This is a genomic window from Geothrix sp. 21YS21S-4, from assembly GCF_030845995.1.
GTDB lineage: Bacteria > Acidobacteriota > Holophagae > Holophagales > Holophagaceae > Geothrix.
In genome coordinates, this window is the sequence record NZ_CP132719.1 from 1,595,952 (window position 1) to 1,618,350 (window position 22,399).

Below are 22,399 nucleotides of genomic sequence, written 5' to 3' on the forward strand. Positions count from 1 at the left end.
TGTGTTCCCTCCTCCTGGAGACCGCCCTCGCCCCCTTGCGGAAACATCCCACGCTACGCCCGGGGAACCGCGTACTGGCCGCCATGTCCGGCGGCGTGGACAGTTCCGTGATGGCGGCGCTCCTGCAACACGCCGGTTATGAGGTCATCGGCGTTTCCATGCAGTTGTTCGACAAGAAGACCGTTCAAGCTTCGGATGGCAAGTGCTGCACATTGGATGATTTCCAGGATGCCCGGCGAGTGGCTCATGAACGTGGGTTCGCCCACTACGTGATGAACTTCGAGGAGCGTTTTCGCGAGACGGTGATTCAAGGCTTCATCCAGGGCTACCTGGATGGGGAAACCCCCAGTCCTTGCATTCGCTGCAATCAATATCTCAAGTTCTCCGCCGTAATGGAGCGGGCCGAGGCGTTGGAGGCTCCCTTCGTGGCGACGGGCCACTACGCGTCCATCCGCCAATCCCAGGGGTATTGGCATCTCCACAAGGCTTCGGATCCCGCCAAGGATCAGAGCTACTTTTTGTTCCACCACACCCAGGCGACCCTGGCCCGGACGCTCTTTCCCTTGGCCTCTCTCACCAAGCCGGAGGTCCGGCTGCTGGGCGCCGAGTTGGGGCTGCATTTGGCGGAAAAGCCCGAAAGCCAGGAGATCTGCTTCGTCACCCAGGATCGCTACGACGCCTTTCTGGAAGAGGAAGGCTGTGCTCCGGCAACTGGAAGCGGCGACATCCGCCACCTGGATGGCCGCATCCTCGGCCGCCACCGGGGCTACTGGCGGCACACGGTGGGCCAGCGCCGGGGGCTGGGTGTGGCCTATGCGGAACCGCTGTATGTCGTCCGCCTGGACCCCGCGACCAACACCGTCTGGGTGGGCGTGGAGGCAGATCTGTTCACCCGCGACCTGGTGGCCCGGGAACTGAGCTGGGTGACTGAAGCGCCGGAGGGCCCCCTCGTCTGCGAGGCGCGGATCCGCAGCCGATCCCCGGAAGCCGAGGCCGTGGTGATTCCCCTGCCGGACGGGCGGGTGAAGGTGGCGTTCGCGGAACCCCAGCGAGCCATCGCCGCGGGCCAAGCCGTGGTTTTCTACCGGGACGGAGAAGTGTTGGGCGGCGGATGGATCGACGGGCGTTCCGGCTCCCTGTGACCCTCGCCCGCAACTCGCGCCGATAGCCTTCCAGGATGGACAGCTATCGCCTCTGGGTTCAGGCCCATCCCTTCCTTTCCGCGGCCCTTCAGTTCGCCATCCTCGGGACCCTGGGCGAGGCGGTGGCCGCCAGCCTGCGGAACCGCCGGCCCTCCCTGCCCTGCACCTTTCCCCAGCTCCTCGCCAAGGCCATCGCGTGGGCGGTCCTGGGCTTGGTCATCAAGGCCGGTTTCGTGGGAATGAAGGGGTTCACCCGGGCGCTGGTAGACCATCACGTCCTTCCCGCCTTCCTCGGCGCGGGCTTCGGCTGGGCGCTGGCGCTCTCCACCCTCACGAATGTGTTTTTCGGTCCGCAGATGATGCTGTTCCACCGCGTGGAGGACAACCTGATCCTCCGGCGGCGGGGCTTCGACGGGATGGCGCCCGCCCTGTGGACCCTCCTGTGGTTCTGGATCCCGGCGCACACCCTGACCTTCAGCCTGCCCGCGGACTATCAGGTGGGGTTGGCCGCGCTGTGGTCCTTGGCGCTGGGGATCATCCTCGGCCTCCGCGCCCGGAACTGATCACGGAAGCGCGTACGCAACGGCCGGATAGCTCACGAAGTGGTAGAGGTTGGCCTCCGCGGTGACGCCGAGGCCGAGATCTCCGACAGGGAGCTGCGGAAAGCCGATGGACGTTCCGAACGCCACGGGCCGTCCCACCGGCGCGGGCAGGCCCAGGTTCCGAGCCGCTTCGCCCAGCAGCAGGAGGCCGAACGGAATGGAGAAGCGCCCGCACCAGGGCATCCGGTACTCGTCCGGGCTCTCGGGGTTGACCACCGCTTCGAAGAATGCCCGGGCCTTGTCGGAGGACACCGGCCCCGCCAGAGGTCCCGTCAACAAGCTCCGGTCCTTCGCCACCGCCGCCGTGTAGGCCGCGACCCCACCCAGCCCGTGCGGCGTGTACTTGAAGTCCGCGCCGTAGTGGATGCCGTCGGAAGAGATGACCACCGCGACGTCCTTCCCCAGGCGCCACTTCCGGACGGCCATCGCGTCGGCGAGAGCCTTTCCCAGGTGGGAGGCCATGTCCTGGAACCGGGGGAACGACGCGGAAGGCACCAGGATCGGAATGATCTCGACTTCCGGATTCTGATGCTTCAGCCAATAGGCGATGGCTTCCACGGAATGCTCGCTGTCGTACATGGCGGCGCTCCGGAGGACATCCGCGGGAGGGAGGCGGGCGAGCAACTCCTCTCGAAGGCCCGACACGGGGATCTCCCCATCGGGCGAGCGCCAGGAACGGTAGGGGTCGAACACCAGCGCGTCCTTCGCCCCGAACTTGCGGTACTTGTGGAAGACGCCCACCAAAACGATGGTTCGGGCCGTCACCAGGGGGAGGATCCGGCGGTAGACCCGACCCGCGTACACGTAGTCGTCGTGCGGGCAGATCACTCCCGCCACGCCGGGCGATGGCGGAGGGCCGAAGACCTCCGGTTCCGGCGGCAGCGCGGAGAGGTCCCACACCTTGGCCATCGTTTCGGCACGAGACGCGAATCCCACCGCGTCCCGCTGGCCGCGCACGTCGCCGCGCGAAGGAATCCCCATTCCCTTCCGGACTTCCTCCAGGCTCGGCGGCGCTTGAGCAGAAGCGCAACACGCGAATAGGAAGCAGGACGCGAGGACAGCCGGGACCAGGGACATAGGCGGAGGGCTCCGGCGCCAACGTAGCACCTCCAGAAACACGCGGTGCGCCGGACCACCTGCGTGCCTGCCGCGATTCAATTCCGACCGACGCGAAAAAGCCCCCTCGCGGGGGCTTCGTCTGGAGGCGCCGATCGGAATCGAACCGATGGATACAGGATTTGCAGTCCCGGGCCTTACCACTTGGCTACGGCGCCTTGGTCTTGCGGTGGAGCGTTCAAACAATGCGGGCCGCTTTCGCGGCCCGGTGAGTGGAGCGGGTGATGGGATTTGAACCCACGACTTCAACCTTGGCAAGGTTGCACTCTACCACTGAGTTACACCCGCGTGAGACCTCAAGACTAGCGGTGGTGCGCGATTCGGTCAACGGTCTTTTTCGGACCGGCAGGTGGGACACACGCCGAACAGCATGAGTTGATGGCGCGTGACGCGGAACCCGGAAAGGCGTTCCAGCTCCGTAAGGGAGGCGTCGATGCCGCAGCCGTCCACCTCGGTGGTGCGGCCGCACCGCTCGCATTGAAGGTGGTGGTGGTGATGGCGCGAATCGCAGCGGACGAAGCGCATCACCTGGTCGGGACCGACGATGCTCTCGGCCCAACCTTCGCTTACGAAGCGCTCCAGGTTCCGGTAGACGGTGGGCAACCCCGACCGCCGCTCCGGCATCCGCTCCCAGATCTCCTCCACCGTGAGGGGCCGGTCCGAATCCTTCAGCACGCGAAGGATGCCTTCCCGCTGGGGAGTCTGCCGCATCCCCGCGGCGCGCAGGGAAGGAGTGGGTGCGGTGGCTTGGTCCGACATGGCTTTAGCATGGCAGATTCGGGCATTCTGGGGCCTATGCTCCAGCGCACATTGGGCCGTCTGGGTGGGCCGGATTCCAGTCCGCCTTTCCTTCCCCTCGCCTTCCGGCTGTTCGCCAGCTTCGGCCTGCTCATTCTGCATCTAGCCCTGCCCGAAGAGGGCCGCGCCGCGGGGCCGGGAGAGGGCATCTACCTGGCGAGCCTGGGCCTGCTGTTCGCCGAAGCCGCCTGGGAATGCGGCCGGGGGCTGCGGCAACACGAGGCGCTCTTCCCGACTCCCGCCCTCGTGTGGATCCGCTGGAATCTGGCGCTGGACCTGCTTCTGGTGGCCCTCGTCCTCGCCTTCCAGGGCGTGATGCAGGAGCGCCTTTCCACGCTGTACATCTTTCCGGTGCTGGCGTCGGCGTTCTACCTGGGCACCGTGGAGATCGTGTGGGTGGGCGTGTTGTCCTCCTCCTCCCACATCCTCCTGGTGTCGGCCTTTGCGAGCGGCCTTCTCCCCCCCTTCGGCCTGTCGGGGGAGGGCGCCGCGCCCGAAGGTGCCCGGCTGGCCTTCCTCCTGGGCATCGCCTCGCTCCAGATCTTTGCGACGACGCTCGTGGTGGTGCTCATCCGGCGCAACCTGGAGCGCCTCCGGACGGATCTCAGCGCCAGCGAAGCCACGGTGGACGAACTGGCGGCGCTCCATCGCCGGGTGGTGGATTCCATGTCCTCGGGCTTGATCACCCTGGATCCGGCGGGACGGATCACCTCCGCCAATCCCGCGGCCGAGGCCATTCTGGGGCGGGCCGTCTCCCTGGGCGCGCCCCTCCAGTCCTTCCTGCCAGGGGGAGATCCCCTGCCCGCCCAGCACGGATGGGAGCACCGCTTCGAGCGGGTGGTGGTCCTGGAGGGCCGCGGCCAGCGCATCCTGGGCGGCCACCTCACCTCGCTTCGGGGAGCGGATGGGAGGGAATCGGGCCAGCTCCTGCTGTTCCAGGACCTCACGGAACTCAAGGCGCTGGAGGAGCGGACGCGCATCAGCGAACGCCTCGCCGCCATCGGCCAGCTCACCGCGGGCTTGGCCCACGAGCTGCGGAATCCCCTGGCCTCCATCAGCGGATGCGTCCAGCTCCTCCGTCAGCGGGAGGGGCCCCCGGACGTCCAGGAGCGGGTTCTCGGCATCCTTGAGCGGGAGACCCACCGGGTAGGGGCCATCGTCTCGGATTTCCTCGATTTCGCCCGCCCCGAGGCCCCTCCGGGCGTCCGGTTGTCCCTGGCGAAGGTGCTGGAGGAGGCCCGGGCCAGCTGGGAGATGGATCCCCGCGCGGAGGGGCTCTCGTTGGTCATCCATCCTCCGCCGAAGGCTTTTCTGTGGGCGGATCCCCTGGGCCTCCACCGGGTGCTGATGAACCTCCTCAGCAATGCCCGAAAAGCCGTGCAGGGACGGAAGGAGCCCCAGGTCAGCCTGACGGCCAGCTTGAGGGAAGGCGCCCTTCGCATCACCGTGGCCGACAACGGGTGCGGGATGACGCGGGAACAGCTCGACCGCCTGTTCGTCCCTTTCGCGGGCAGCTTCGAGGAAGGCTCTGGGCTCGGAATGAGCCTGGTCTACAAGTTCACGGAGGCCATGGGCTGGCGCATCGCCGTGGACAGCCGGCCGGAAAAGGGCACGCGGGTCCAGATCATCATGCCCGGCGCGATCTCCGAGGAGACCCTGGCGGATCCTAGAGATTCACAGTAAACTTCCGGCAGTCTTCCAGCATCCAATCAGCACACACCCTTGCGGGGTCCGCACGGCACCTGCCACAGTGGTTCATTCCCTTCCCGTCTCTTCGGTTCCAAGCCCTTCGCGGCAGGCGCTGTCCAGATTTCCGGAATGGAAGGCCCTTCGCCGACGCCTTTGACATCCCCGCGCCGCCTGCCGGTCCAGGATCCGCCATGAACCGTAAGCTCATTCGACCGAACCTCAGCGAGCTCAAGGATAAGCTCGGGCTGCCCGCCAAAGGAGGGAGCGCGGAGGCGATGACGCCCGTTCCGCCCGCCCTCACCGCCAGCGGCGAACCGAATCCCGCCACCAATCCAGCGGCGCCCACGGCTCCGCAGGGGCTCGGGAGCCCCCGCCGGAAGATCGCTCCCCCGGAGCAGACGAACGCCGAGAGCTTCTACTACCTCAAGCAGATGCAGTCGAAAACGCCGATGGTCATCGTCCTCCAGGACGACGAGAAGGTTCGCGGCGTGATCGAGTGGTACGACAAGCACTGCCTGAAGATCAATCGGGTCAAGGAGCCCAACGTCCTCGTGCCCAAGCACAACATCAAATACATCTACAAGCAGGAGGAGGAACCGCGGATCCGCCGGAGCCGTGCGGCCAAGAAGGAGGAGCCCGCGCCCGCCGACGTGGAGGTCCCGGTCTTCGACTGATCCATGGACCGCCGCCCCCGCCTCGCCATCACCCTCGGAGATCCTTGCGGGATCGGACCCGAGTTGCTGCTCAAAAGCCTGCTGGCCATCCGCGCCTGGGCCGACGTCGTGGTGGTGGGCGCCCGCGCGGGACTGGACCTGCTGGAAGGCGTACCGGGAAGCCCCGTCGCGTGGCATTGGCGGACATCCGGATTCGAGGGCGCGACCGGCGAACTGGTCGTGGAAAGCCCCAACGGATCGGCATCGGCCCAATGGCTGGACCCCACGCCTGAGATTCTTGCGAAGGACCTGAGCCTGGGCGCGGGTTCGGCGGCCTCGGGCCGCGCCACGGTGGAGGCCATCCGGCTCGCCGCCGGCATGGCCCAGCGGGGCGAAGTGGATGCGCTCGTCACCCTCCCCATGGCGAAATCCGCCGCCCATCTCGCGGGGTACGACATCCCCGGCCACACCGAGTATCTCCAGGCCCTCGCAGGGGCGCCCCTGACCCGGATGGCCTTCGTCAGTCCTCGCTTGTCCGTGGTGCTCCACACCGTCCACCAGAGCCTCCGATCCGTCGTGGAGGAACTGGATTCGGACGCGGTGGCCGAAACCCTTATCTTCTCGGCGGACCGCTTCATCCAGCTCACGGGCAATCCCGCGTTGCGCGTCGCCCTTTGCGCCCTCAACCCCCATGCGGGGGAGAACGGGGCCTTCGGAAACGAGGAAGAGGGCCTGTCCGCGGCCCTCGAGCGGGCCGCTGGCGCTTTCCAAGAAACAGCAAGCGCCGGACCGTTCGCCGCCCTGCCCTCGCCCTTTCCGCCAGGTCCCCCGCCGGAGGGATGGCGTCTCCATCCGGACCAAGAGCCTCCCCGACCCACGCCTGAGATGGGACCTGTCTTTTCGGGCCCCCATCCCTCCGACAGCCTCTTCCACCGGGCGGCTTCCGGGGAGTTCGACCTGGTGGTGGCGCTCTACCACGACCAGGGCCTGATCCCCATTAAGCTGCTGGAGCCCGTCCGCGCGGTGAATCTGACCCTCGGGCTGCCCTACATCCGCACCAGCCCCGACCACGGCACGGCCTTCGACAAGGCGGGCCGGTGGATCGCCGATCCCCGGAACTTCCAGGAGGCCGCCGCGCTGGCGGTGCGGCTGGCGGGAAGGGCCCGCCACCAGCCCTGGTCCGCGCGCGTGGCCCCATGAACGCCTCTGCCCGCGCGGTCTTCGGTCCCGGGGCCACCGATGGGATGGGCGAGTCTCCCCTTTCGCCCCGGCCTCGAACGGCCCTGCCCGTGCGGGAGGGAACCCCGCGTCACCTCGGAGCCCACCTCGCTCGGCTGCGAGCGGGCGCCCGGGCCCTGGGCGAAGACGTTCCCTGGCTGGAGGCTGCCACGGACGAACTGAGGACTTGGCTCGCCATCCAATCGCCGAAGGAATCGGCGCTCCGGCTGGTGCTCCATCCCCAAATCCTCGTGGCAACGCTGGAGCCCCTTCCGGTGGCGCCGACGCCCTATCGCCTGGCGCTCCTGCCCCATCCGATGGGCGACCTGCGTCCGGATCCCTTGGCTCGCCATAAGGGCCTTTCCGGCCCGTGGTCCGCGGCCGCGCTGGAAGAAGCACGGAGGCGGGGGGCCGACGATGCGCTCCTCAGCTGGCCGGACGGCACGGTGGTGGAGACCGCCATCGCCGCGGTGGCGCAGGAACGGAATGGAAGGCTCCATCTGCCGCCCGCGGAAGGCCGCGTGGCCAGCGTGGCGGAGCGCCTGGACCTGCCCGCCTGGGCCGCGGCCCGCGGCTGGACCGCGGACACGGGCCGGATCGCGCCGCGGGAAGGCCGCCTGTGGTGCATGAATGCGCTCCGCGGGATCTGGCCGGCGGAGCTTCTGTGAGACTCTACCGCCGAGGAGCGCTCCCATGGCCTTCGCGGACCTGATCGCCGCCCTGCTGCTGCCGTTGCCGCCCCTGCTGGGGTTCTGGACCTTCCGCCGGACGGGCCGGGCGGGCCTCGGCCATGCGTATTTCCTGGGCGGCCTGCTGGCGGTCCTGGCGCTCCCCTGGGCGCAACTGACGGGCGTGCCCATCCCCGCGCCGCAGGTGGGCGCCGCGCTCCTGGGCTTCACGCTCTTCCTCCAGGCCCAGCGAGAAGGCGTGCAGGGGGTGCGCTATCTCGCGCTCGGGGTGGGCGGCATCAGCCTCTTCCAGGTGTTCCTGCTCTTCCACCTCAACCTTCCGTGGCAGGAGATCCCCCGCTTCTGGTTCGGCGCGGCCCTCGAAGGCCTCCTGTGGCTGGTCCTGTCGGACCTCGCCTACCGCTGGACCGGAGGGCGCCAATTGGAGCTGCGGATGCCGCTGGTGGGCGCCTCGGCTCTGGGTTTGGGCGTCCTGGCCCAGATCCTCCTGCCCGCCGGCCTGCCCCGCCTGTCCTGGCCGGCCGCGCTTCTGGGCGGGCTGCTTCTGGGCTTGGTGGCCCTCCTCCAACTCAAGTGGCTGCGCGAGCAGGGCGCCTGGGTGGAAGGCCGGGGCCAAGGGCTCCGCGTGGCCCTGGCGCTGCTGGAGAAGAAGGTCGAAACGCCCGCCTCCTCGGGACTCGCCCTCGGCCTGGACTCCCGGCAGGCCATGTGGATGGTGGACGACCAGGGCCGCGTCCTGGAATCCAACGGCTCCTTCAGTCAGCTGGTGGGATTGCCCCGCTACCGCCTGCGGGGCTACGCCCTCGACGCCCTCTTCCAGGGCGGCGAAACGCCGGTGTGGGAGGCCGTGCGCCAACAACTGCTCCAGTTCGGCTGCGCCACGGTCCACGCCACCCAGGTGAGCGAGAACGGCACCTTCCGGCCCGTGTCCCTGGAGGCTTCCACCTTCGACCGGGGCATGGCGCTGCTGTGGATCTCCGATTCCTCACCCGGATCGCTCGTACTGCGCGGCGGAGGGGGCGCGCGACGACCGGGGGGCGATGACGACGGACGGCGGCTGGAAGCCAATGCCTCCCTGGCTCTGGCCTCGGCCTCGGAGCGCCTCGCCGCCAGTGCGCCCGAAGGACCGCTGCACCGCGCCGCGGTCCACGCCCAGACCGCTTCGCTGCGGCTGGGCCAATTCCCGCCGCCCGGCGAGACGGTGGACGGGCGGCTGTTCCTGGAATCGCTCCTGCCCAAGTTGCGGCGCATGGTGCCGCTCCACAGCGAATTGAGCCTGCGGGCCGATCCCCTGGCGCTGGAGACGGATCCGGAGGCCCTGGAGCGCCTCGCCATCCAGCTTCTGCTCCACGCCGGCGACCGGACGGGCCGCGAAAGCCTGGTCCTGGCCCTGGATGCGGTGGACCTGGGCGGGCGCAGTTTCGCGCTGCTCCACGCCGAAGCCCGGGGCACGGGGCGGAGCCGCCCGCGGGAATTGTTCGGCCTGGGCTGGCTTCGCCAGTCCGTGCGGGAGGCCGGCGGCATGCTCGAACTGGTGCAGGAGACGCGGCACGTGCGCCCGCGCATCTACCTTCCCGTCGCCGCTTCGGCGCATTCCCTCGCGGGGCCGCTGCTTCAGGGGCGGGTGCTGTGGATCGTGGACCGGGATCCGCTCGTCCAGGAGAGCCTCGTGGACCGCGTGGAGAACCTCGGGGGACAGGCCCTGGCCTTCGGGGATCTGCACGAACTGCTGCGCGGCAGCCGGGGAGAGGCCCAGCCCGACCTGCTGGTGCTGGAGCGCACCCCGCGCCTGGAGCGCTTCCAGCGGGCCTTGCGCGCCTTTCAGAAGGAGCCGATCCCGACGCTGGTCCTGGGGATGGGCCAGCCTCTGTCCCTCGACCCGGCCGCGCTGGGCCTGCGGCGCCTCGGTTTCCTGGAGAAGCCCTTCGAACCCGAGGCCTTCTCCCGGGCCGCCCTGGCCCTGCTCAACGGGAGCCCTGTTGTAGGCTAAGAAAGGAGGCGACATGGCGACAGTGGCGGTGATCCTCGCGGCGGGACTGGGAACGCGGATGAAATCCCGGCTTCCCAAGGTGCTCCACCCCATCCTCGGCGATCCCTCCCTCCTGTGGGTCCTCCGCACCCTCCCGCCGGACCTCGGCGGCGCCGTGGTCGTGGTCCACCACGGCAAGGACCAGGTGCTGGCGGCCCTGGACGCCTGGTCGAAGGCCGGCCTTCTGCCCTGCCCCGTGACCGCCGTGGACCAGGGCGAGCCGCTTGGAACCGGCCACGCCCTCCAGGTTTGCATTCCCGAACTCGACCGCCTGGGCGCGTCCAAGGTGGCGATCCTGTGCGGCGACGTGCCCCTGACCTCCGCCGCCACGGTATTCCGCCTGTGCGCCGCCGAGGCGGTCCTCCTGGCCATGGACCTGCCGGCTCCCGGTTCCTATGGCCGGGTGCTTCAGCACGCGGACGGCCGCCTGGCGGGCGTGGTGGAAGCCAAGGACGCCACGCCGGAGCAACTCGCCGTGCGGCGGGTGAACGGCGGCGCCTACGCCCTGCCCTGGCCCGCCCTGAAGCGGGCCCTCCAGAACCTCACCAACGCCAACGCCCAAAAGGAGTACTACCTCACCGACGCGGTCGCCGCGGTCGCCGCGGAGCTGCCGGTGGCGGTGGAGATCTGCGATCCGGAGGAACTCGCCGGGATGAACTCACGCCTGGACCAAGCCGCGCTCCAGGCGGCGGCCCAGACTCGGATCCAGCGCCACTGGATGACCGAAGGCGTGACCTTCCTCCACCCCGACAGCACCTTCGTCGGACCGCGGGCCGCCTTGGGCCGGGACGTCGTTCTGGAACCCGGCGTCCGCCTGGAGGGCTCCGTCTCCGTGGGCGAGGGCTGCCGCATCGGCCAGGGCACCGTGATCCTCGATTCCACCCTCGACGACGGCGCGGAAGTCCGCCCCTACTGCGTTCTGGAGCACGCCCGCGTGGGCGCGGGCGCCAAGGTCGGCCCCTTCGCGCGCCTGCGGGAGGGCACGGAACTGGGCGAAGGCGTCCACATCGGGAATTTTGTGGAAACCAAGAAAGCCCGGCTCCAGCGGGGCGCCAAAGCCAACCATCTCGCCTACCTCGGCGACACCGAGATCGGCGAGGGCTCCAACATCGGCGCGGGCGTGATCACCTGCAACTACGACGGCGTGAACAAGCACCGCACCACCATCGGCCGGAACGTGTTCGTGGGATCCGACAGCCAGCTCGTCGCGCCATTGACCATCGGTGACGGCGCCCTGATCGGGGCGGGGAGCACCGTCACGCGGGACGTCCCGGCCGACGCCGTGGCCCTCAGCCGCACGCCCCAGACCCAGCGCGAAGGGGCCGCCTCCCGCCTCCGCGACCGCCAGAAGAAGCAGTCTCGGGTAAGCTAGCCCTTTGCGTCCCGGAGCCCCATGGTCTTGACCTTCTTCGACAAGATCGGCGCCCACGTCCTGGGTGCGCTCGAAGTGAGCGGGGATTTCACCGTCCTCGCCGGCCGGACCTTCGCGGCCATCTTCAGGCGTCCTTTCGACGGCAAGAACCTGATGCACCAGTTCCAGGCCCTGGGCGTGAATTCCCTCCCGGTGGTGATCCTCACCAGCGTGGCCGTGAGCATGGTCTTCGCGGTCCAGCTCGCCTTCGGATTCCGCCAGTTCCAGGCCGAGGGGCTGGCCTCCCAGGTGGAGGGCCTCGCCATCGTCCGCGAGCTGGGTCCCGTGATCACGGGCCTGATGCTGTCGGGCCGCATCGGCTCGGCCATGGCCGCGGAACTGGGCACCATGCAGGTGACGGAGCAGATCGACGCGCTGGAGTGCCTGGCCACGGATCCCATCCACTACCTTTTCGTGCCCCGCTTCCTGTCGGCCATCGTGATCGTCCCCCTGCTCACCGTGGTTTCCATCTACGTGGGCTTCTGGGGCGGCTACCTGATCCTGGTGGGCGTGGAAGGCCAGAGCGCCTACGTCTACAGCGGCGAGTTCTACAAGCTCCTCGCCTTCCGCGATCTCCGGATCGCGCTGATCAAGGCCCTGGTGTTCGGGATGATCATCGCCCTGGTGGGCTGCTGGAAGGGCTACCGCACCCGCGGCGGCGCCGAGGGCGTGGGTAACGCCCCCACCAGCAGCGTCGTCACGAGCTCGCTGTGGATCCTCGTTTCCGATTTCTTCCTCACCAAGCTCCTGCTGGTGTGACGACATGGCGCTGATCGACGTCGTCAACCTGTCCAAGGCCTTCGGGCCCAAGGTGGTGCTGTCCAATGTGAACCTGCAGGTCGAGGAAGGCGAGAGCCTCGTCGTCCTCGGCGGCTCCGGCACCGGCAAGACGGTGCTGCTGCGCAACATCATGGGCCTGCTCACTCCGGATTCCGGCCACGTGGCCATCGAGGGAAAGATCATCGCCCAGCTCAGCCGGAAGGAGCTGTTCGAGGTCCGGCAGAGCATCGGCATGTGCTTCCAGATGGCGGCCCTGTTCGATTCCATGACGGTCTTCGAGAACGTCGCCTTCGCCCTGCGCCGCCACACCACCATGACCGAGGCGGAAGTCACGGGCCGCGTGGAGGAATGCCTCACGCTGGTGGGGATGAAAGAGACCGAGAAGCTGAAGCCGGCGGAGCTTTCCGGCGGGATGAAGCGCCGGGTGGGGTTCGCCCGCGCCATCGCCCTCAAGCCCAAGATCCTGCTGTTCGACGAGCCCACCACCGGCCTGGACCCCGTGATGACCGACGTGATCGGCCGCGTGATCCTGGACCTCCAGCACGAACTGGGCGTCACCACCATCACCATCACCCACGACCTCAAGTCCGCGTTCGCAATCGCGGACCGGATCGCCCTGCTCTTCCGGGGAGAGTGCCTCGCCTGCGAGTCCCCCGAGGACTTCAAAGCCAATCCCCACCCCGTCATCCAGCAGTTCCTGCGCGGCGACGCGGACGGTCCTTTCCTCCAGGACCCTCCTCCCCCCAAGCGCAGCACCCAGGAGGCCCGCGCATGAAGCTCGAAACCAAGGTCGGCCTCTTCTTCACCGGCGCGGTCCTTCTCCTCGCCGTGCTCGTCTTCCGCACGGAGAAGCTGGAGATCGGGAGCAAGCGGAACCAGAGCGAGCGCATCACCTACTTCGACCAGGTGGCCGGACTGAACGTCCAGGGCGCCGTGCGCATCGCTGGCGTGAAGGTGGGCGACGTCCGCGCCATCACCCTGGAGAACGGCAAGGCCAAGGTGATGCTCGGTCTCGGCCCCGAAGTGCAGGTCTACGGCGACGCCGTGGTATCGCTGGGCTCCATCGGCATCCTGGGCGAGAAGTACGTGGACCTGGATCCGGGTCACAGCGCCAAGGGCACCCTACCCGAGGGTGCGCCCCTGCCCAGCAAAGCGGGCGTCAGCCTCGACAGCCTGATGGACACCCTGGCCGACATCGGCAAGAACGTGAAGGGCGTCACCCAGGCCCTGAACGAGTCCATCGGCGGCGAACAGGGCCGCCAGAAGATGGACGAGATCGTGGACAACATCCGCGTCCTGACCGCCGAATTCCGCAGCATGGCCCAGGAGAACCACGGCGCCATCAACAACACGATGGCCAATGTGGAGGCCATCAGCGTGGACCTGCGCGATCGCCTGCCGAAGCTGGCGCAGCAGTTCGAATCCGTCGGCCGGAACCTGAACGCCATGCTGGAGGAGAACCGCCCTGAGCTGAAGGGCGTGATGGGCGACGTGCGCAAGCTGGCCCAGAGCTTCCAGGGCACCGCCGACAACCTGAAGGTTCTCACCGACCGCATCAACAAGGGCGAGGGCACCATCGGCAAGCTGCTGAACGACGACACCACCGTGCGCAAGATCAACGAGGCCGTGGACAACGTGAACGGCCTGCTGGGCGGGTTCAACAAGATGGACCTGCGCCTCGACATGAGCGCCGCCCAGTGGGACAAGCGCAAGGACAGCCGCGTGGGCCTCGGAATCGAGATCGCGCCGCGCCCCGACTACTGGTATTCCCTGGGCCTCGCCTCCACGCCGGACGGCAAGCTGAGCGAGAGCACCCGCAGCATCACCCAGCTCGATCCCATCACCGGCCAGCCGATCACCGTCATCGACCGCACCCAGTCCGTGACCACCGACAAGAGCTTCACCCTGTCGGCGCAGTTCGCCAAGCGCCTGGGCGCCGCGGTCTTCTCCGCCGGCATCGTGGAGGGCAAGGGCGGCGCCGGGGTGGAGTTCCGAGCCCTGGACGACGACAAGCTCCGGTTGGGCCTCCTCGCCTACGACTTCAGCAAGCGGGACGACAAGCCCAATCCGCGCTACCGCTTCACCAGCAGCTACCAGTTCTGGAAGGGCGCCTACGTCCAGGCGGGCGTCCAGGACTTCGGCAACAAGGATCTCCGGACCCTCTTCTTCGGCGCCGGCCTTCGCTGGAAGGACGACGACCTCAAGAAGATGATCGGCTTGGTCGGAACCTCCAAGTGAAGGAACCCCGCGCCCTGCCTGCGCCGGCTCCCCTGCCGGCCGAGCGGGGCGGGCTCTTCCTGGCGGTGCGGCGGGGCCTTCCCCTGCTCGTATCGGCCGCCGCTTTCACCGGGGCGGCCCTCCACACCGAGGGCCGCGGCTGGTGGCTCCTCGCGGCCACGGCCGCCCTGGCGGCGGCGTGGCCCAGCTTTCTCCGCGGCGGAGCCTTTCTTCGGAACCGCACGGCGATCATGCGCCAGGACGCCCTGTGGGCGCACGCGGTCCGGCCTCTGGCCCGCTGGCTAGGCCTCGAGGACGCTTGGATCCTCGCCTTCTGCCGCCACAACAACGGTCGCGTCCGGGAGGCCTTCGCGGAGCGCAAGGCGCGCCGCGCCCTCATCCTCCTGCCCCACTGCATCCAGATGGCGCGGTGCAAGGCCGGCATCCTGGACGACCTTGCCGCCTGCTACGACTGCGGGCTGTGCCCCGTGGGCGACTACCTGAACGCGGTGCTCCTCCACCAGTGGGAGGGCCGGATCACCAACCGCAGCCACAAGGCCTACCGGGAAGCCCGCGAGTACCGGCCTGATCTCATTGTCGCCGTGAGCTGCACGGACCGCCTCCTCAAGGGGCTGACCAAACTGCCGGAGATCCCCTCCTACGTGATCCCCCTGTCCCTGCCCCACGGGATGTGCGTGGACACGGATTTCAGCGTGCCCCACCTCCTGGCGGCCATGGAGGCCCTGGTGGAGCCCCGCCGCCCCGGCGCCATCCAGGTTCTCCGCCACGAGGGCATCGCGTGACCGGGGAGGCCTCCCGCTTCCCCATCCGGACCTTCCTGCAGCGCCTCATCGGGGCCGAAGCCCTGGCCTACCTGCTGCATCTCCGCCCCCTGGAGTGGCCCATCATGACGGCCCACTTCCTCCTGGGAACGCTCCTCGCCGCGGGGTGGCCTCCATCCGTGGAACCGGCCCTGCTGGGCTGGCTGGTGTTCGTGGTCCTGCTCAACGGGGGCACCCTCGCCATCAACAGCGCCTTCGACCGGGACGAGGGCGACATCGGCTACCTCAAGGCGCCGCCCAAACCGCCGGCGCACCTGTTCGCCTTCGCGACGGTGCTCCTGGTGGCGTCGGCCCTGGGCGGCTTCCTCCTGCCCCGCGCCTTCGCCCTGCTCAACCTGGCCTGCGTGGCCATGAGCTGGCTCTATTCGGTCCCCCCGGCGCGGCTCAAGGCCCGTGCGGGCTGGGATCTTCTCATCAACTGCCTGGGCTTCGGCCTGTTCACACCGTTGGCGGGCTGGGCCCTGACGGGGCGCCCCTTCGCCGCGGGAATCCTGTGGGCCTCCCTCGGGTTCGCCCTGCTGTTCGCGTCGCTCTATCCCATGACCCAGATCTATCAGGTGGCTGAGGACACGGCCCGGGGGGACCGGACCCTGGTGATCCGGCTGGGCGTGGGCCACAGCCTCGTACTGGCGCTGGGCGCGGCCCTGGCCGCCCACGGGCTCTTCGCCTGCGCCGCCTTCAGCCGGAACCGGCATCCTGTGTTCCTCCTGCCCTCCCTCATCGCGTGGCTGGGCGTCCTACTCCCCTGGCTGGCCGGATGGCGCGAGTGGACCGACCGGCGCCACGAGACGGGCATGTACTGGGGCCTCGCGGCCTGGGCGGTGACGGACATCAGCCTGCTGATCCTCCTTTGGCCGTGAGGACTTGAGCAAAAGACCCCCGGATCCGATAGACTGGGAAGACGTGACGACAATCGGAATCTTCAAGGGAGCATCCATGGGTTTCAGCCGGGGGAAGGGGTTGCTGGGCGTTCTTCTGGCCACGGCGGGGCTCGCTTTGGGCGCCGCGTCGTCCCACATCCCGACCGCCCTGGCCCTGAAGTCGGCCTCTGCCCTCGTCCTCGATCAGACCACCGGCCAGGCGCTGCTGGAGAAGCAGCCCGGGGCCGTCCAGCCGATCGCCTCCCTCACCAAGCTGATGACCGCCATGGTCGTGCTGGACGCCCACCTGGACCCGCAGGAGACCCTCACCATCACCCGGGACGACATGGACATGCTGCGCCACAGCCGGTCCCGCCTGCCCGTGGGCACCCGCCTCCCCCGGGAGCAGGCCATTCTCCTGGCCCTCCTGGCCTCCGAGAACCGGGCGGCGCACGCCCTGGGCCGGACCTTCCCGGGCGGGCTGTCCGCCTTCGTGGGAGCCATGAACGCCAAGGCCCGTGAACTGGGGCTGGTGAGCGCCCGCTTCCAGGATCCCGCCGGCCTCTCCAGCGGGAACGTCGCCAACGCCCAGGATCTGGCCCGGATCGTGGAAGCCGCCTACCGCTATCCCGAGATCCGCGACTTCAGCACCCGCCCCGAGACCACCATCCGCTCCGGCCGCCAGAGCATCCAGTTCCCCAACACCAACGCCCTCGTCCGCAGCCCCAACTGGACCATCGGGCTGTCCAAGACCGGCTACATCCAGGAAGCGGGCCGCTGCCTCGCCATGCAGGCCATGCTCGCCAACCGGCCCGTCCTGATCATCCTGCTGGATTCCTGGGGCAAGTACACCCGCCTGGGCGACGCCAACCGCATCAAGCAGTGGCTGGAAGCCCGCCTCGCCAAGAACTGATCGGCCCGTGCTGACGCCCGGCATTCAACCGCCCTTCCCCCTCGACTGGGGATTCTCCACCCGCCTCGATTCTTCCGAGACGCTCCCCCCGCGGCGGCTGGACCAGGTCCATGGATGCGGCATCGTCGAAGCGTCCGATGCGGTCGTGGAAGGCGACGGGCTGTGGACCACGAAACCGGGGATCCGGATCGGCGTGCGCGTGGCGGACTGCGTCCCTGTGCTCCTGGCCGGCCCCCTGAACGACGGAACTCCCTGGGTGGCGGCGCTCCACGCGGGCTGGCGCGGCGCCACCGGCCATGGCCCTTCCCCGGCGGAAGGCATCCTGCGGCGGGGCGTGGCCTGGTTCCGCAACCTGGGCGGAGAACCCACCTCGCTCGTGTGGGCCTTCGGACCAGCGATCCTCGCCTGCCATTTCGAGGTGGGGGAAGAAGTCATCGGCGCCGCCCGCCAGGACCCCGCCTGGCAGGAGGAACTCCGGCATCCCGGCCCGGCGGGCAAGCCCCACCTGGATCTGCACGGCTTCCTCCGCGCCCAGGCTCTGGACCTTGGGCTGGATGCGGGAAAGGAAGGCAGCGTGGCCCTCTGCACCATGTGCCGCGCCGATCTGCTCCACTCCCATCGCCGCGGCGACACCGGCCGGCAGTGGGGCTGGATCGAGATCCGCTAACCTGGAAGCTGGCTCCGCCCTCGGCGGAACGCATTCGAGATCCACCCTGGGGAACGCCATGCTCAACATCACCGACATCCGCATCACCAAAGTCGAAGGCGACGACAAGCTCCGCGCCTTCGCCGCCCTCGTCCTGGAGGACTGCTTCCTCGTGGGCGACCTGCGCGTGGTGGAAGGCGAGGACGGCTACTTCGTCGCCATGCCCAGCCGCCGCAAGCGCGACGGCAGTTTCAAGGACATCGCCTATCCCCTGAACAACACCCTGCGCGAGCAGATCGAAGAGCAGGTCCTCCTGGCCTACGAGACCGCCACCGGCCACCGCGCCCTCAGCCGCATCGAGCGCGGCGAAGCCGCCCAGGTCCGTCCCGACCTGCTGGGCGTCGAGGAATTCGGCTTCACCTCCAAGCCCACCTCCTGAGGCCGAGAAGGGCCGGATATCCCACCGCCAAGAGGGCCTTGGGCCAGACGCGAACCCGCGCTATCCTTGCCTTTCCGCCTGGGGAGTAGCCAAGTGGTAAGGCAGCAGGTTTTGATCCTGCGTATCGAGGGTTCGAATCCTTCCTCCCCAACCACCAAGCGCCGGACGGTTCGTCCGGCGCTTTTTTTCTCAAATCTGCAGACATCGCGGCGGGCGAAAGCCTATCGCCGCCGCCAGAAGCGCTTTTTGAGTTCCTTCAGGATGAAATCGATCAATTCCTGGGCGAAGGAGCCGAAGCCCGGGATGGCTCCGGCGAGGCTGCTGAGGATGATTCCGCTCTTGTCCAGCACTTCGGCAAGCTCGTCCTGCCTTCCCGATGTCTGGAAGCTTTGAAGCGACGATTCGAAGGACGCCAGCTTGAAGTTCAATTGGGCTCCGATGAGCCCGGCATGTTCCATCTCCTCATACCTTTCGGGATCCTGAAGGTAGGGATGATCGGAGAGGCCGCGCAGGCGGCGGATGGCTTCTTCGATGGCCCGGGACAGGTCGGCGCGCAGGCGGGCCTCCACCAGGACGGCTCGGCATTGCTGGACGACCGCCAGAAGCCCGATCGTCTCTTCCAGAAAAAGCCGCAAGTCTCGGACCTGTTCCGGCATACACCACTCCTTGAACGGGGACGCCGGCAGGAAGGCCGGATCGGGTGGGCGCGGTACTGCGTCTTCCAGGGTGCAGGACAGGTTAGGTCCACCCGGACGGAAGAACCAGCCTGAATACGCCGTGCCTGGAGTAATCCGTCGCCGCTAGAGGGGGAACCTCAAGCCCTTGTTTCCTTTGACCTCCACGGTCTCGCTCTTGCTGCCGCGGGAGCCGCGAACCGTGACGGTGTGGCGGCCTTCGGTCACCTGGACGCTGCTGCCGTCGCTCTCGATTCCGGCGTCCTGGCCGTCCACCAGGACCTTGCCGGTGCCGGGGAAGGTCTCGACCGTGAGGGTGGCGAGGGCGGGAAGGGCCACGGAGACGACTTGGCCGGGAGAAACGCCCACGGTCCGGGCGTCCTTATAGAAGTGCGAGGGGCTGGCGAGTTCCAGCTTATGGGTTCCGGGAGGCAGCGGCAGCTTGGAACCGGGGCTCGCTTCGCCCAGATCCTTACCGTCCACCTTCACGCGAACGCTGAAGCTCCCGCTCAATTTGAGGGCGCCCGGCGCGGCGGGATCCAGAGCGGGTTCCTGACGGGTTTCGGCCGTAGTGGCTTCCTTCAGCTCGAAGACCCGCCCGCCGGGGACTTCCCCGGGCCCGAAATCCGAGGCGGCGCCCAGCTTTCCCTTGGTAAGGGTGAGGCGATGGGCCTGGGCTTGGTTCCAGCGCACCTTGAGGGGCGTCGCGCCCTCCAGGGGTTTTTCGTCGAGGACGATCGTGGCGCCGGAAGGGGTGGAGTCGATCAGTTCCTCGCTGACCACGGGCTGCAGGGCAAAGGCTGCGGGGGCATTCCCCGCCCTGAACGCGTAATCCACGGGTTTGTGGCCCTTCAGTTCCAAGCGCACCTTGTCGCCGGGGCGGAGCACTTGGCTCAGGGGGGTGACTCCCGCGGGTGCGCCGTTCACCAGGACCTGGGCGCCCGCGGGGAGCGAGTCGATCCGCAGCCGCCCGCCTTTGGGAGCGAACAGGAACCATCCGCCCGCGACCAGGACAGCGGCGCCCAGCCCCAGCCATAGCGGAGCGAGGCCGCGCCGGGCCGGACGCGCCATGATCACGGTCTCGTCGGCGGAGGGCGAGGTAATCTCGGGCAGCCGGGGCTCCCCGGTCCACTTCAGCAGCCGCAGGATCTCGTGACGGTCATCCTTCCCCAGGTCCACCACGGCATCCACCAGGTCCCGGATGAAGGCCGTACAGGTGGGGGGACGCTCCTCGGGCCGCTTGGCCAGGACGCGGTCGAACACGCGCCGCCAGCCGTCGGGGAGGACGCCGAGGACAGGCGGCTGGACCTCCACGGGGGGCTCGTTGACGATGCGGTAAAGAATCGTATTGATGGAAGTGCCCGGGAAGGGCGACTGGCCGCTCATCAACTCGAAGACCAAAACTCCGAAGCTGAAGATGTCCGACCGGCTGTCCACCCTGCCCTCGCGGATCTGCTCGGGGCTGGCGTAGCTCGGGGTGCCCAGGAAGGTGCCGGTCTGGGTGAGGCTGGCGTCCTCCCGCTTGGCGATGCCGAAGTCCATGAGCTTGGTGCGGCCGTCGTCGGCCACCATCACGTTCCCGGGCTTCACGTCGCGGTGGACGACCCCCATGGCATGGGCGTGGTCCAGGGCTTCGGCGATCCCGATCGCGATCCGCAGCCGTTCCTTCAAAGGCAGGGGGGCGGCGCCCTTGATCAGCTCGTCCAGGGGATGCCCGGGGACGAACTCCATGGCCAGGAAGGGTCCCAGCCCCTCTTCCTCGCCCACATCGTAGATGGCCACGATCCCCGGGTGGTTGAGGAGGCCTGAGACTTCCGCTTCTCTCTGGAAACGGAGGAGATATTCGTGCCGATCCGCCTCGGTGCGAACGGAATCGAGCCGCACCAGCTTGATGGCGACCTTGCGCTTGATGCGGGGGTCTTCCGCCAAGACGACGCTCCCCATGGCGCCGGATCCGAGCAGGCGCAACACTTGGTAGCGGCCGATCGCTTGGGGAAGGTTCTGGTGGTCGAGGTCGCCCATGGTTGACATCCTATCGGCCACGTCCCGGATGAAGCTGTAGATCATCAGGTTTTTCGTGGATTTTCCAACCTGCACTGCCACACTATAAACATGTCCGCTTCCGGGCTGTGGGAGGTCTATTCCGGTGGAAGTCGTCAAGACCGTCGTGCTCGTCACCTACTTCACGCTGCTCACCATCCTCAGCATCTATGGGGCGCACCGCCTGTGGATGCTCCTCCTCTACTACCGCCACAAGAAGGACGTCCCCCAGCCCGTGGGCGACGATTCCTACCTGCCGGTGGTGACGGTCCAGCTCGCCGTGTTCAACGAGATGAACGTCATCGAGCGGCTGATGGACCATGTCGTCCGCATGGACTGGCCCAAGGACAAGCTGGAGATCCAGGTGCTGGACGATTCCACGGACGAGACCGTGAAGGTCGCCAGCGCCGTGGTGGACCGCTACAAGGCCCTGGGTTTCGACATCCACTACCTGCACCGGACGGACCGCACGGGCTTCAAGGCCGGCGCCCTCTCCGAAGGCCTGAAGGTGGCCAAGGGCGAAGTCGTGGCGATGTTCGACGCCGACTTCCTTCCCACCGAGGACTTCCTGCGCAAGGCCGTGCCCCATTTCGCCGACGGCAAGGTGGCCTTCGTCCAGGGCTGCTGGGCGCACCTCAACCGCGAGTTCTCCCTGCTCACCCAGGTCCAGGCGATCCTGCTGGACGGCCATTTCGTGTTCGAGCACACCGCCCGCCACCGCTCCAAGGCCTTCTTCAACTTCAGCGGCACTGCCGGAATGTGGCGCGTGTCCGCCATCGCCGACGCCGGCGGCTGGGAGCACGACACCATCACCGAGGACGCGGACCTGTCCTACCGCGCCCAGCTCAAGGGCTGGAAGGGCGTCTACCTCAAGGACCTCGTCGTTCCCGCCGAGCTGCCCGTGGAGGTCAACGCCTTCAAGAGCCAGCAGCACCGCTGGGCCAAGGGCAACGCCCAGGTCATCCGCAAGCTGATGAAGGTCATCTGGAAGAGCGACGAGAGCCTGCACACGAAGCTGGAGTGCTGGTTCCACCTCACCGCCAACTGCAACTACATGCTGATGGTGGTGCTGTCCGTCATCATGGTACCGGCGATGGTCTTCCGGGCCGGAACGCCCGTGGACGTCCTGCTGATGACCGACGGCCCCTTCTTCCTGCTGAACGCCGTCAGCGTCGGCCTCTATTTCGGCCTGTCCCAGAAGGAACTGACCGACAACACCGGCTGGAAGGACCGCCTCAAGTACATCCCCGGCCTGATGAGCCTGGGGATCGGCCTCGCCCTGAACCAGGCCAAGGCCGTGCTGGAGGGCTTCTTCACCGACGACAAGGAGTTCAAGCGCACCCCCAAGCTGGGCGTCGACGCGAATGGCAAGGCCATCAGCAAGCGCGCCTACAAGGTGCCCAAGAGCCTGCTCACCTTCCTGGAGCTGGGCTTCGCCGTCTACTATTTCGGCGCGGTGATCGTGGCCATCTCCATCCGCAAGTGGGCCTCCGTGCCCTTCCTGCTGCTGTTCTTCAACGGGTTCGCCTACATGAGCATCCTGTCCCTGGCGGACATGAAGCTGTTCCGCCGCCTGGCCATGGAAGAGCCCTCCGACGACGCCCAGAGCGCCGCGAACTTCATCCAGTAGCGCGGATCACC

The 22,399-nt window shown here is 68.0% G+C and carries 21 protein-coding genes and 3 tRNA genes; 18 read left to right on the forward strand and 6 right to left on the reverse strand.

Annotation, left to right across the window (positions count from 1 at the left end; genetic code table 11):
• Positions 1 to 35 precede the first annotated feature (35 nt).
• Entirely contained in the window at positions 36 to 1,142 is a 1,107-nt protein-coding gene (mnmA, locus tag RAH39_RS07250) for a tRNA 2-thiouridine(34) synthase MnmA (RefSeq protein ID WP_373467353.1), read from the forward strand.
• Positions 1,143 to 1,177: 35 nt separating this feature from the next.
• A complete protein-coding gene (locus RAH39_RS07255) occupies positions 1,178 to 1,705 on the forward strand; it encodes a hypothetical protein (RefSeq protein WP_306589414.1) in 528 nt (175 codons plus the stop codon).
• Here RAH39_RS07255 and amrB read toward each other — a convergent pair whose 3' ends face one another.
• The 4 genes from amrB to RAH39_RS07275 all read right to left on the reverse strand — a co-directional run bounded on the left by amrB (position 1,706) and on the right by RAH39_RS07275 (position 3,619).
• Complete coding sequence (gene amrB / locus RAH39_RS07260; protein ID WP_306589415.1) at positions 1,706 to 2,725, reverse strand: AmmeMemoRadiSam system protein B; 1,020 nt, start codon at positions 2,723 to 2,725, stop codon at positions 1,706 to 1,708.
• Between the two features lie 218 nt (positions 2,726 to 2,943).
• Positions 2,944 to 3,018: transfer RNA gene (locus RAH39_RS07265), tRNA-Cys, on the reverse strand.
• Between the two features lie 55 nt (positions 3,019 to 3,073).
• Positions 3,074 to 3,148: transfer RNA gene (locus RAH39_RS07270), tRNA-Gly, on the reverse strand.
• Between the two features lie 36 nt (positions 3,149 to 3,184).
• Positions 3,185 to 3,619 carry a Fur family transcriptional regulator gene (locus tag RAH39_RS07275; RefSeq protein WP_306589416.1) on the reverse strand — a complete coding sequence of 145 codons (435 nt, stop codon included), beginning with the start codon at positions 3,617 to 3,619 and terminating at the stop codon, positions 3,185 to 3,187.
• A 36-nt stretch (positions 3,620 to 3,655) separates the two neighbouring features.
• Between RAH39_RS07275 and RAH39_RS07280 the strand changes: the two genes are divergently transcribed.
• The 15 genes from RAH39_RS07280 (at position 3,656) to RAH39_RS07350 (ending at position 18,198) form a co-directional block, all read left to right on the forward strand.
• A complete protein-coding gene (locus RAH39_RS07280; protein WP_306589417.1) occupies positions 3,656 to 5,341 on the forward strand; it encodes a two-component system sensor histidine kinase NtrB in 1,686 nt (561 codons plus the stop codon).
• Positions 5,342 to 5,538: 197 nt separating this feature from the next.
• Positions 5,539 to 6,021: an LSm family protein gene (locus tag RAH39_RS07285; RefSeq protein WP_306589418.1), complete on the forward strand. Its 483-nt coding sequence runs from the start codon at positions 5,539 to 5,541 to the stop codon at positions 6,019 to 6,021.
• A 3-nt stretch (positions 6,022 to 6,024) separates the two neighbouring features.
• Positions 6,025 to 7,200 (forward strand): PdxA family dehydrogenase, encoded by a 1,176-nt coding sequence (locus RAH39_RS07290; RefSeq protein WP_306589419.1) that lies wholly within the window; start codon positions 6,025 to 6,027, stop codon positions 7,198 to 7,200.
• Entirely contained in the window at positions 7,197 to 7,886 is a 690-nt protein-coding gene (locus tag RAH39_RS07295) for an aminotransferase class IV (protein ID WP_306589420.1), read from the forward strand. Before RAH39_RS07290 ends, RAH39_RS07295 begins: the two co-directional genes overlap by 4 nt.
• 25 nt (positions 7,887 to 7,911) lie before the next feature.
• The gene (locus RAH39_RS07300) at positions 7,912 to 9,897 is read left to right on the forward strand and encodes a hypothetical protein (RefSeq protein ID WP_306589421.1); all 1,986 of its coding nucleotides are present in this window, start codon (positions 7,912 to 7,914) and stop codon (positions 9,895 to 9,897) included.
• A gap of 13 nt (positions 9,898 to 9,910) precedes the next feature.
• Positions 9,911 to 11,308: a bifunctional UDP-N-acetylglucosamine diphosphorylase/glucosamine-1-phosphate N-acetyltransferase GlmU gene (glmU, locus tag RAH39_RS07305; protein ID WP_306589422.1), complete on the forward strand. Its 1,398-nt coding sequence runs from the start codon at positions 9,911 to 9,913 to the stop codon at positions 11,306 to 11,308.
• A gap of 21 nt (positions 11,309 to 11,329) precedes the next feature.
• Positions 11,330 to 12,106: an MlaE family ABC transporter permease gene (locus tag RAH39_RS07310; protein ID WP_306589423.1), complete on the forward strand. Its 777-nt coding sequence runs from the start codon at positions 11,330 to 11,332 to the stop codon at positions 12,104 to 12,106.
• Between the two features lie 4 nt (positions 12,107 to 12,110).
• Positions 12,111 to 12,902 (forward strand): ABC transporter ATP-binding protein, encoded by a 792-nt coding sequence (locus RAH39_RS07315; RefSeq protein WP_306589424.1) that lies wholly within the window; start codon positions 12,111 to 12,113, stop codon positions 12,900 to 12,902.
• Entirely contained in the window at positions 12,899 to 14,365 is a 1,467-nt protein-coding gene (locus RAH39_RS07320) for an MlaD family protein (RefSeq protein ID WP_306589425.1), read from the forward strand. The genes RAH39_RS07315 and RAH39_RS07320 overlap by 4 nt, the downstream gene beginning before the upstream one ends.
• Positions 14,362 to 15,147 (forward strand): DUF116 domain-containing protein, encoded by a 786-nt coding sequence (locus RAH39_RS07325; RefSeq protein WP_306589426.1) that lies wholly within the window; start codon positions 14,362 to 14,364, stop codon positions 15,145 to 15,147. The genes RAH39_RS07320 and RAH39_RS07325 overlap by 4 nt, the downstream gene beginning before the upstream one ends.
• Complete coding sequence (locus tag RAH39_RS07330; RefSeq protein WP_306589427.1) at positions 15,144 to 16,046, forward strand: UbiA family prenyltransferase; 903 nt, start codon at positions 15,144 to 15,146, stop codon at positions 16,044 to 16,046. The genes RAH39_RS07325 and RAH39_RS07330 overlap by 4 nt, the downstream gene beginning before the upstream one ends.
• Before the next feature lie 76 nt (positions 16,047 to 16,122).
• Positions 16,123 to 16,959 (forward strand): serine hydrolase, encoded by an 837-nt coding sequence (locus tag RAH39_RS07335; protein ID WP_306589428.1) that lies wholly within the window; start codon positions 16,123 to 16,125, stop codon positions 16,957 to 16,959.
• Positions 16,960 to 16,966: 7 nt separating this feature from the next.
• Positions 16,967 to 17,626, forward strand: coding sequence for a purine nucleoside phosphorylase YfiH/LACC1 family protein (locus tag RAH39_RS07340; RefSeq protein WP_306589429.1), 660 nt, complete (start codon positions 16,967 to 16,969; stop codon positions 17,624 to 17,626).
• A gap of 58 nt (positions 17,627 to 17,684) precedes the next feature.
• Positions 17,685 to 18,044 carry a SpoVG family protein gene (locus RAH39_RS07345; RefSeq protein ID WP_306589430.1) on the forward strand — a complete coding sequence of 120 codons (360 nt, stop codon included), beginning with the start codon at positions 17,685 to 17,687 and terminating at the stop codon, positions 18,042 to 18,044.
• Positions 18,045 to 18,123: 79 nt separating this feature from the next.
• Positions 18,124 to 18,198 (forward strand) — tRNA-Gln (locus RAH39_RS07350).
• A 67-nt stretch (positions 18,199 to 18,265) separates the two neighbouring features.
• Here the strand turns inward: RAH39_RS07350 and RAH39_RS07355 are convergent.
• Positions 18,266 to 18,700 carry a hypothetical protein gene (locus RAH39_RS07355; protein ID WP_306589432.1) on the reverse strand — a complete coding sequence of 145 codons (435 nt, stop codon included), beginning with the start codon at positions 18,698 to 18,700 and terminating at the stop codon, positions 18,266 to 18,268.
• Between the two features lie 144 nt (positions 18,701 to 18,844).
• The gene (locus tag RAH39_RS07360) at positions 18,845 to 20,740 is read right to left on the reverse strand and encodes a serine/threonine-protein kinase (RefSeq protein WP_306589433.1); all 1,896 of its coding nucleotides are present in this window, start codon (positions 20,738 to 20,740) and stop codon (positions 18,845 to 18,847) included.
• 124 nt (positions 20,741 to 20,864) lie between these two features.
• On the opposite strand from RAH39_RS07360, the gene RAH39_RS07365 reads away from it, so the two are divergent.
• Positions 20,865 to 22,388 (forward strand): cellulose synthase family protein, encoded by a 1,524-nt coding sequence (locus RAH39_RS07365; RefSeq protein WP_306589434.1) that lies wholly within the window; start codon positions 20,865 to 20,867, stop codon positions 22,386 to 22,388.
• Positions 22,389 to 22,399: the final 11 nt, after the last annotated feature.

Coding starts and splice junctions, on each gene's coding strand:
- RAH39_RS07310 (WP_306589423.1), top strand. CDS start 11,330: ATGGTCTTGACCTTCTTCGACAAGATCGGCGCCCACGTCCTGGGTGCG.
- RAH39_RS07295 (WP_306589420.1), top strand. CDS start 7,197: ATGAACGCCTCTGCCCGCGCGGTCTTCGGTCCCGGGGCCACCGATGGG.
- RAH39_RS07290 (WP_306589419.1), top strand. CDS start 6,025: ATGGACCGCCGCCCCCGCCTCGCCATCACCCTCGGAGATCCTTGCGGG.
- RAH39_RS07315 (WP_306589424.1), top strand. CDS start 12,111: ATGGCGCTGATCGACGTCGTCAACCTGTCCAAGGCCTTCGGGCCCAAG.
- RAH39_RS07280 (WP_306589417.1), top strand. CDS start 3,656: ATGCTCCAGCGCACATTGGGCCGTCTGGGTGGGCCGGATTCCAGTCCG.
- RAH39_RS07345 (WP_306589430.1), top strand. CDS start 17,685: ATGCTCAACATCACCGACATCCGCATCACCAAAGTCGAAGGCGACGAC.
- RAH39_RS07360 (WP_306589433.1), bottom strand. CDS start 20,740: ATGGGCGACCTCGACCACCAGAACCTTCCCCAAGCGATCGGCCGCTAC.
- RAH39_RS07355 (WP_306589432.1), bottom strand. CDS start 18,700: ATGCCGGAACAGGTCCGAGACTTGCGGCTTTTTCTGGAAGAGACGATC.
- RAH39_RS07320 (WP_306589425.1), top strand. CDS start 12,899: ATGAAGCTCGAAACCAAGGTCGGCCTCTTCTTCACCGGCGCGGTCCTT.
- amrB (WP_306589415.1), bottom strand. CDS start 2,725: ATGGGGATTCCTTCGCGCGGCGACGTGCGCGGCCAGCGGGACGCGGTG.
- RAH39_RS07275 (WP_306589416.1), bottom strand. CDS start 3,619: ATGTCGGACCAAGCCACCGCACCCACTCCTTCCCTGCGCGCCGCGGGG.
- RAH39_RS07285 (WP_306589418.1), top strand. CDS start 5,539: ATGAACCGTAAGCTCATTCGACCGAACCTCAGCGAGCTCAAGGATAAG.
- RAH39_RS07255 (WP_306589414.1), top strand. CDS start 1,178: ATGGACAGCTATCGCCTCTGGGTTCAGGCCCATCCCTTCCTTTCCGCG.
- RAH39_RS07335 (WP_306589428.1), top strand. CDS start 16,123: ATGGGTTTCAGCCGGGGGAAGGGGTTGCTGGGCGTTCTTCTGGCCACG.
- glmU (WP_306589422.1), top strand. CDS start 9,911: ATGGCGACAGTGGCGGTGATCCTCGCGGCGGGACTGGGAACGCGGATG.
- RAH39_RS07300 (WP_306589421.1), top strand. CDS start 7,912: ATGGCCTTCGCGGACCTGATCGCCGCCCTGCTGCTGCCGTTGCCGCCC.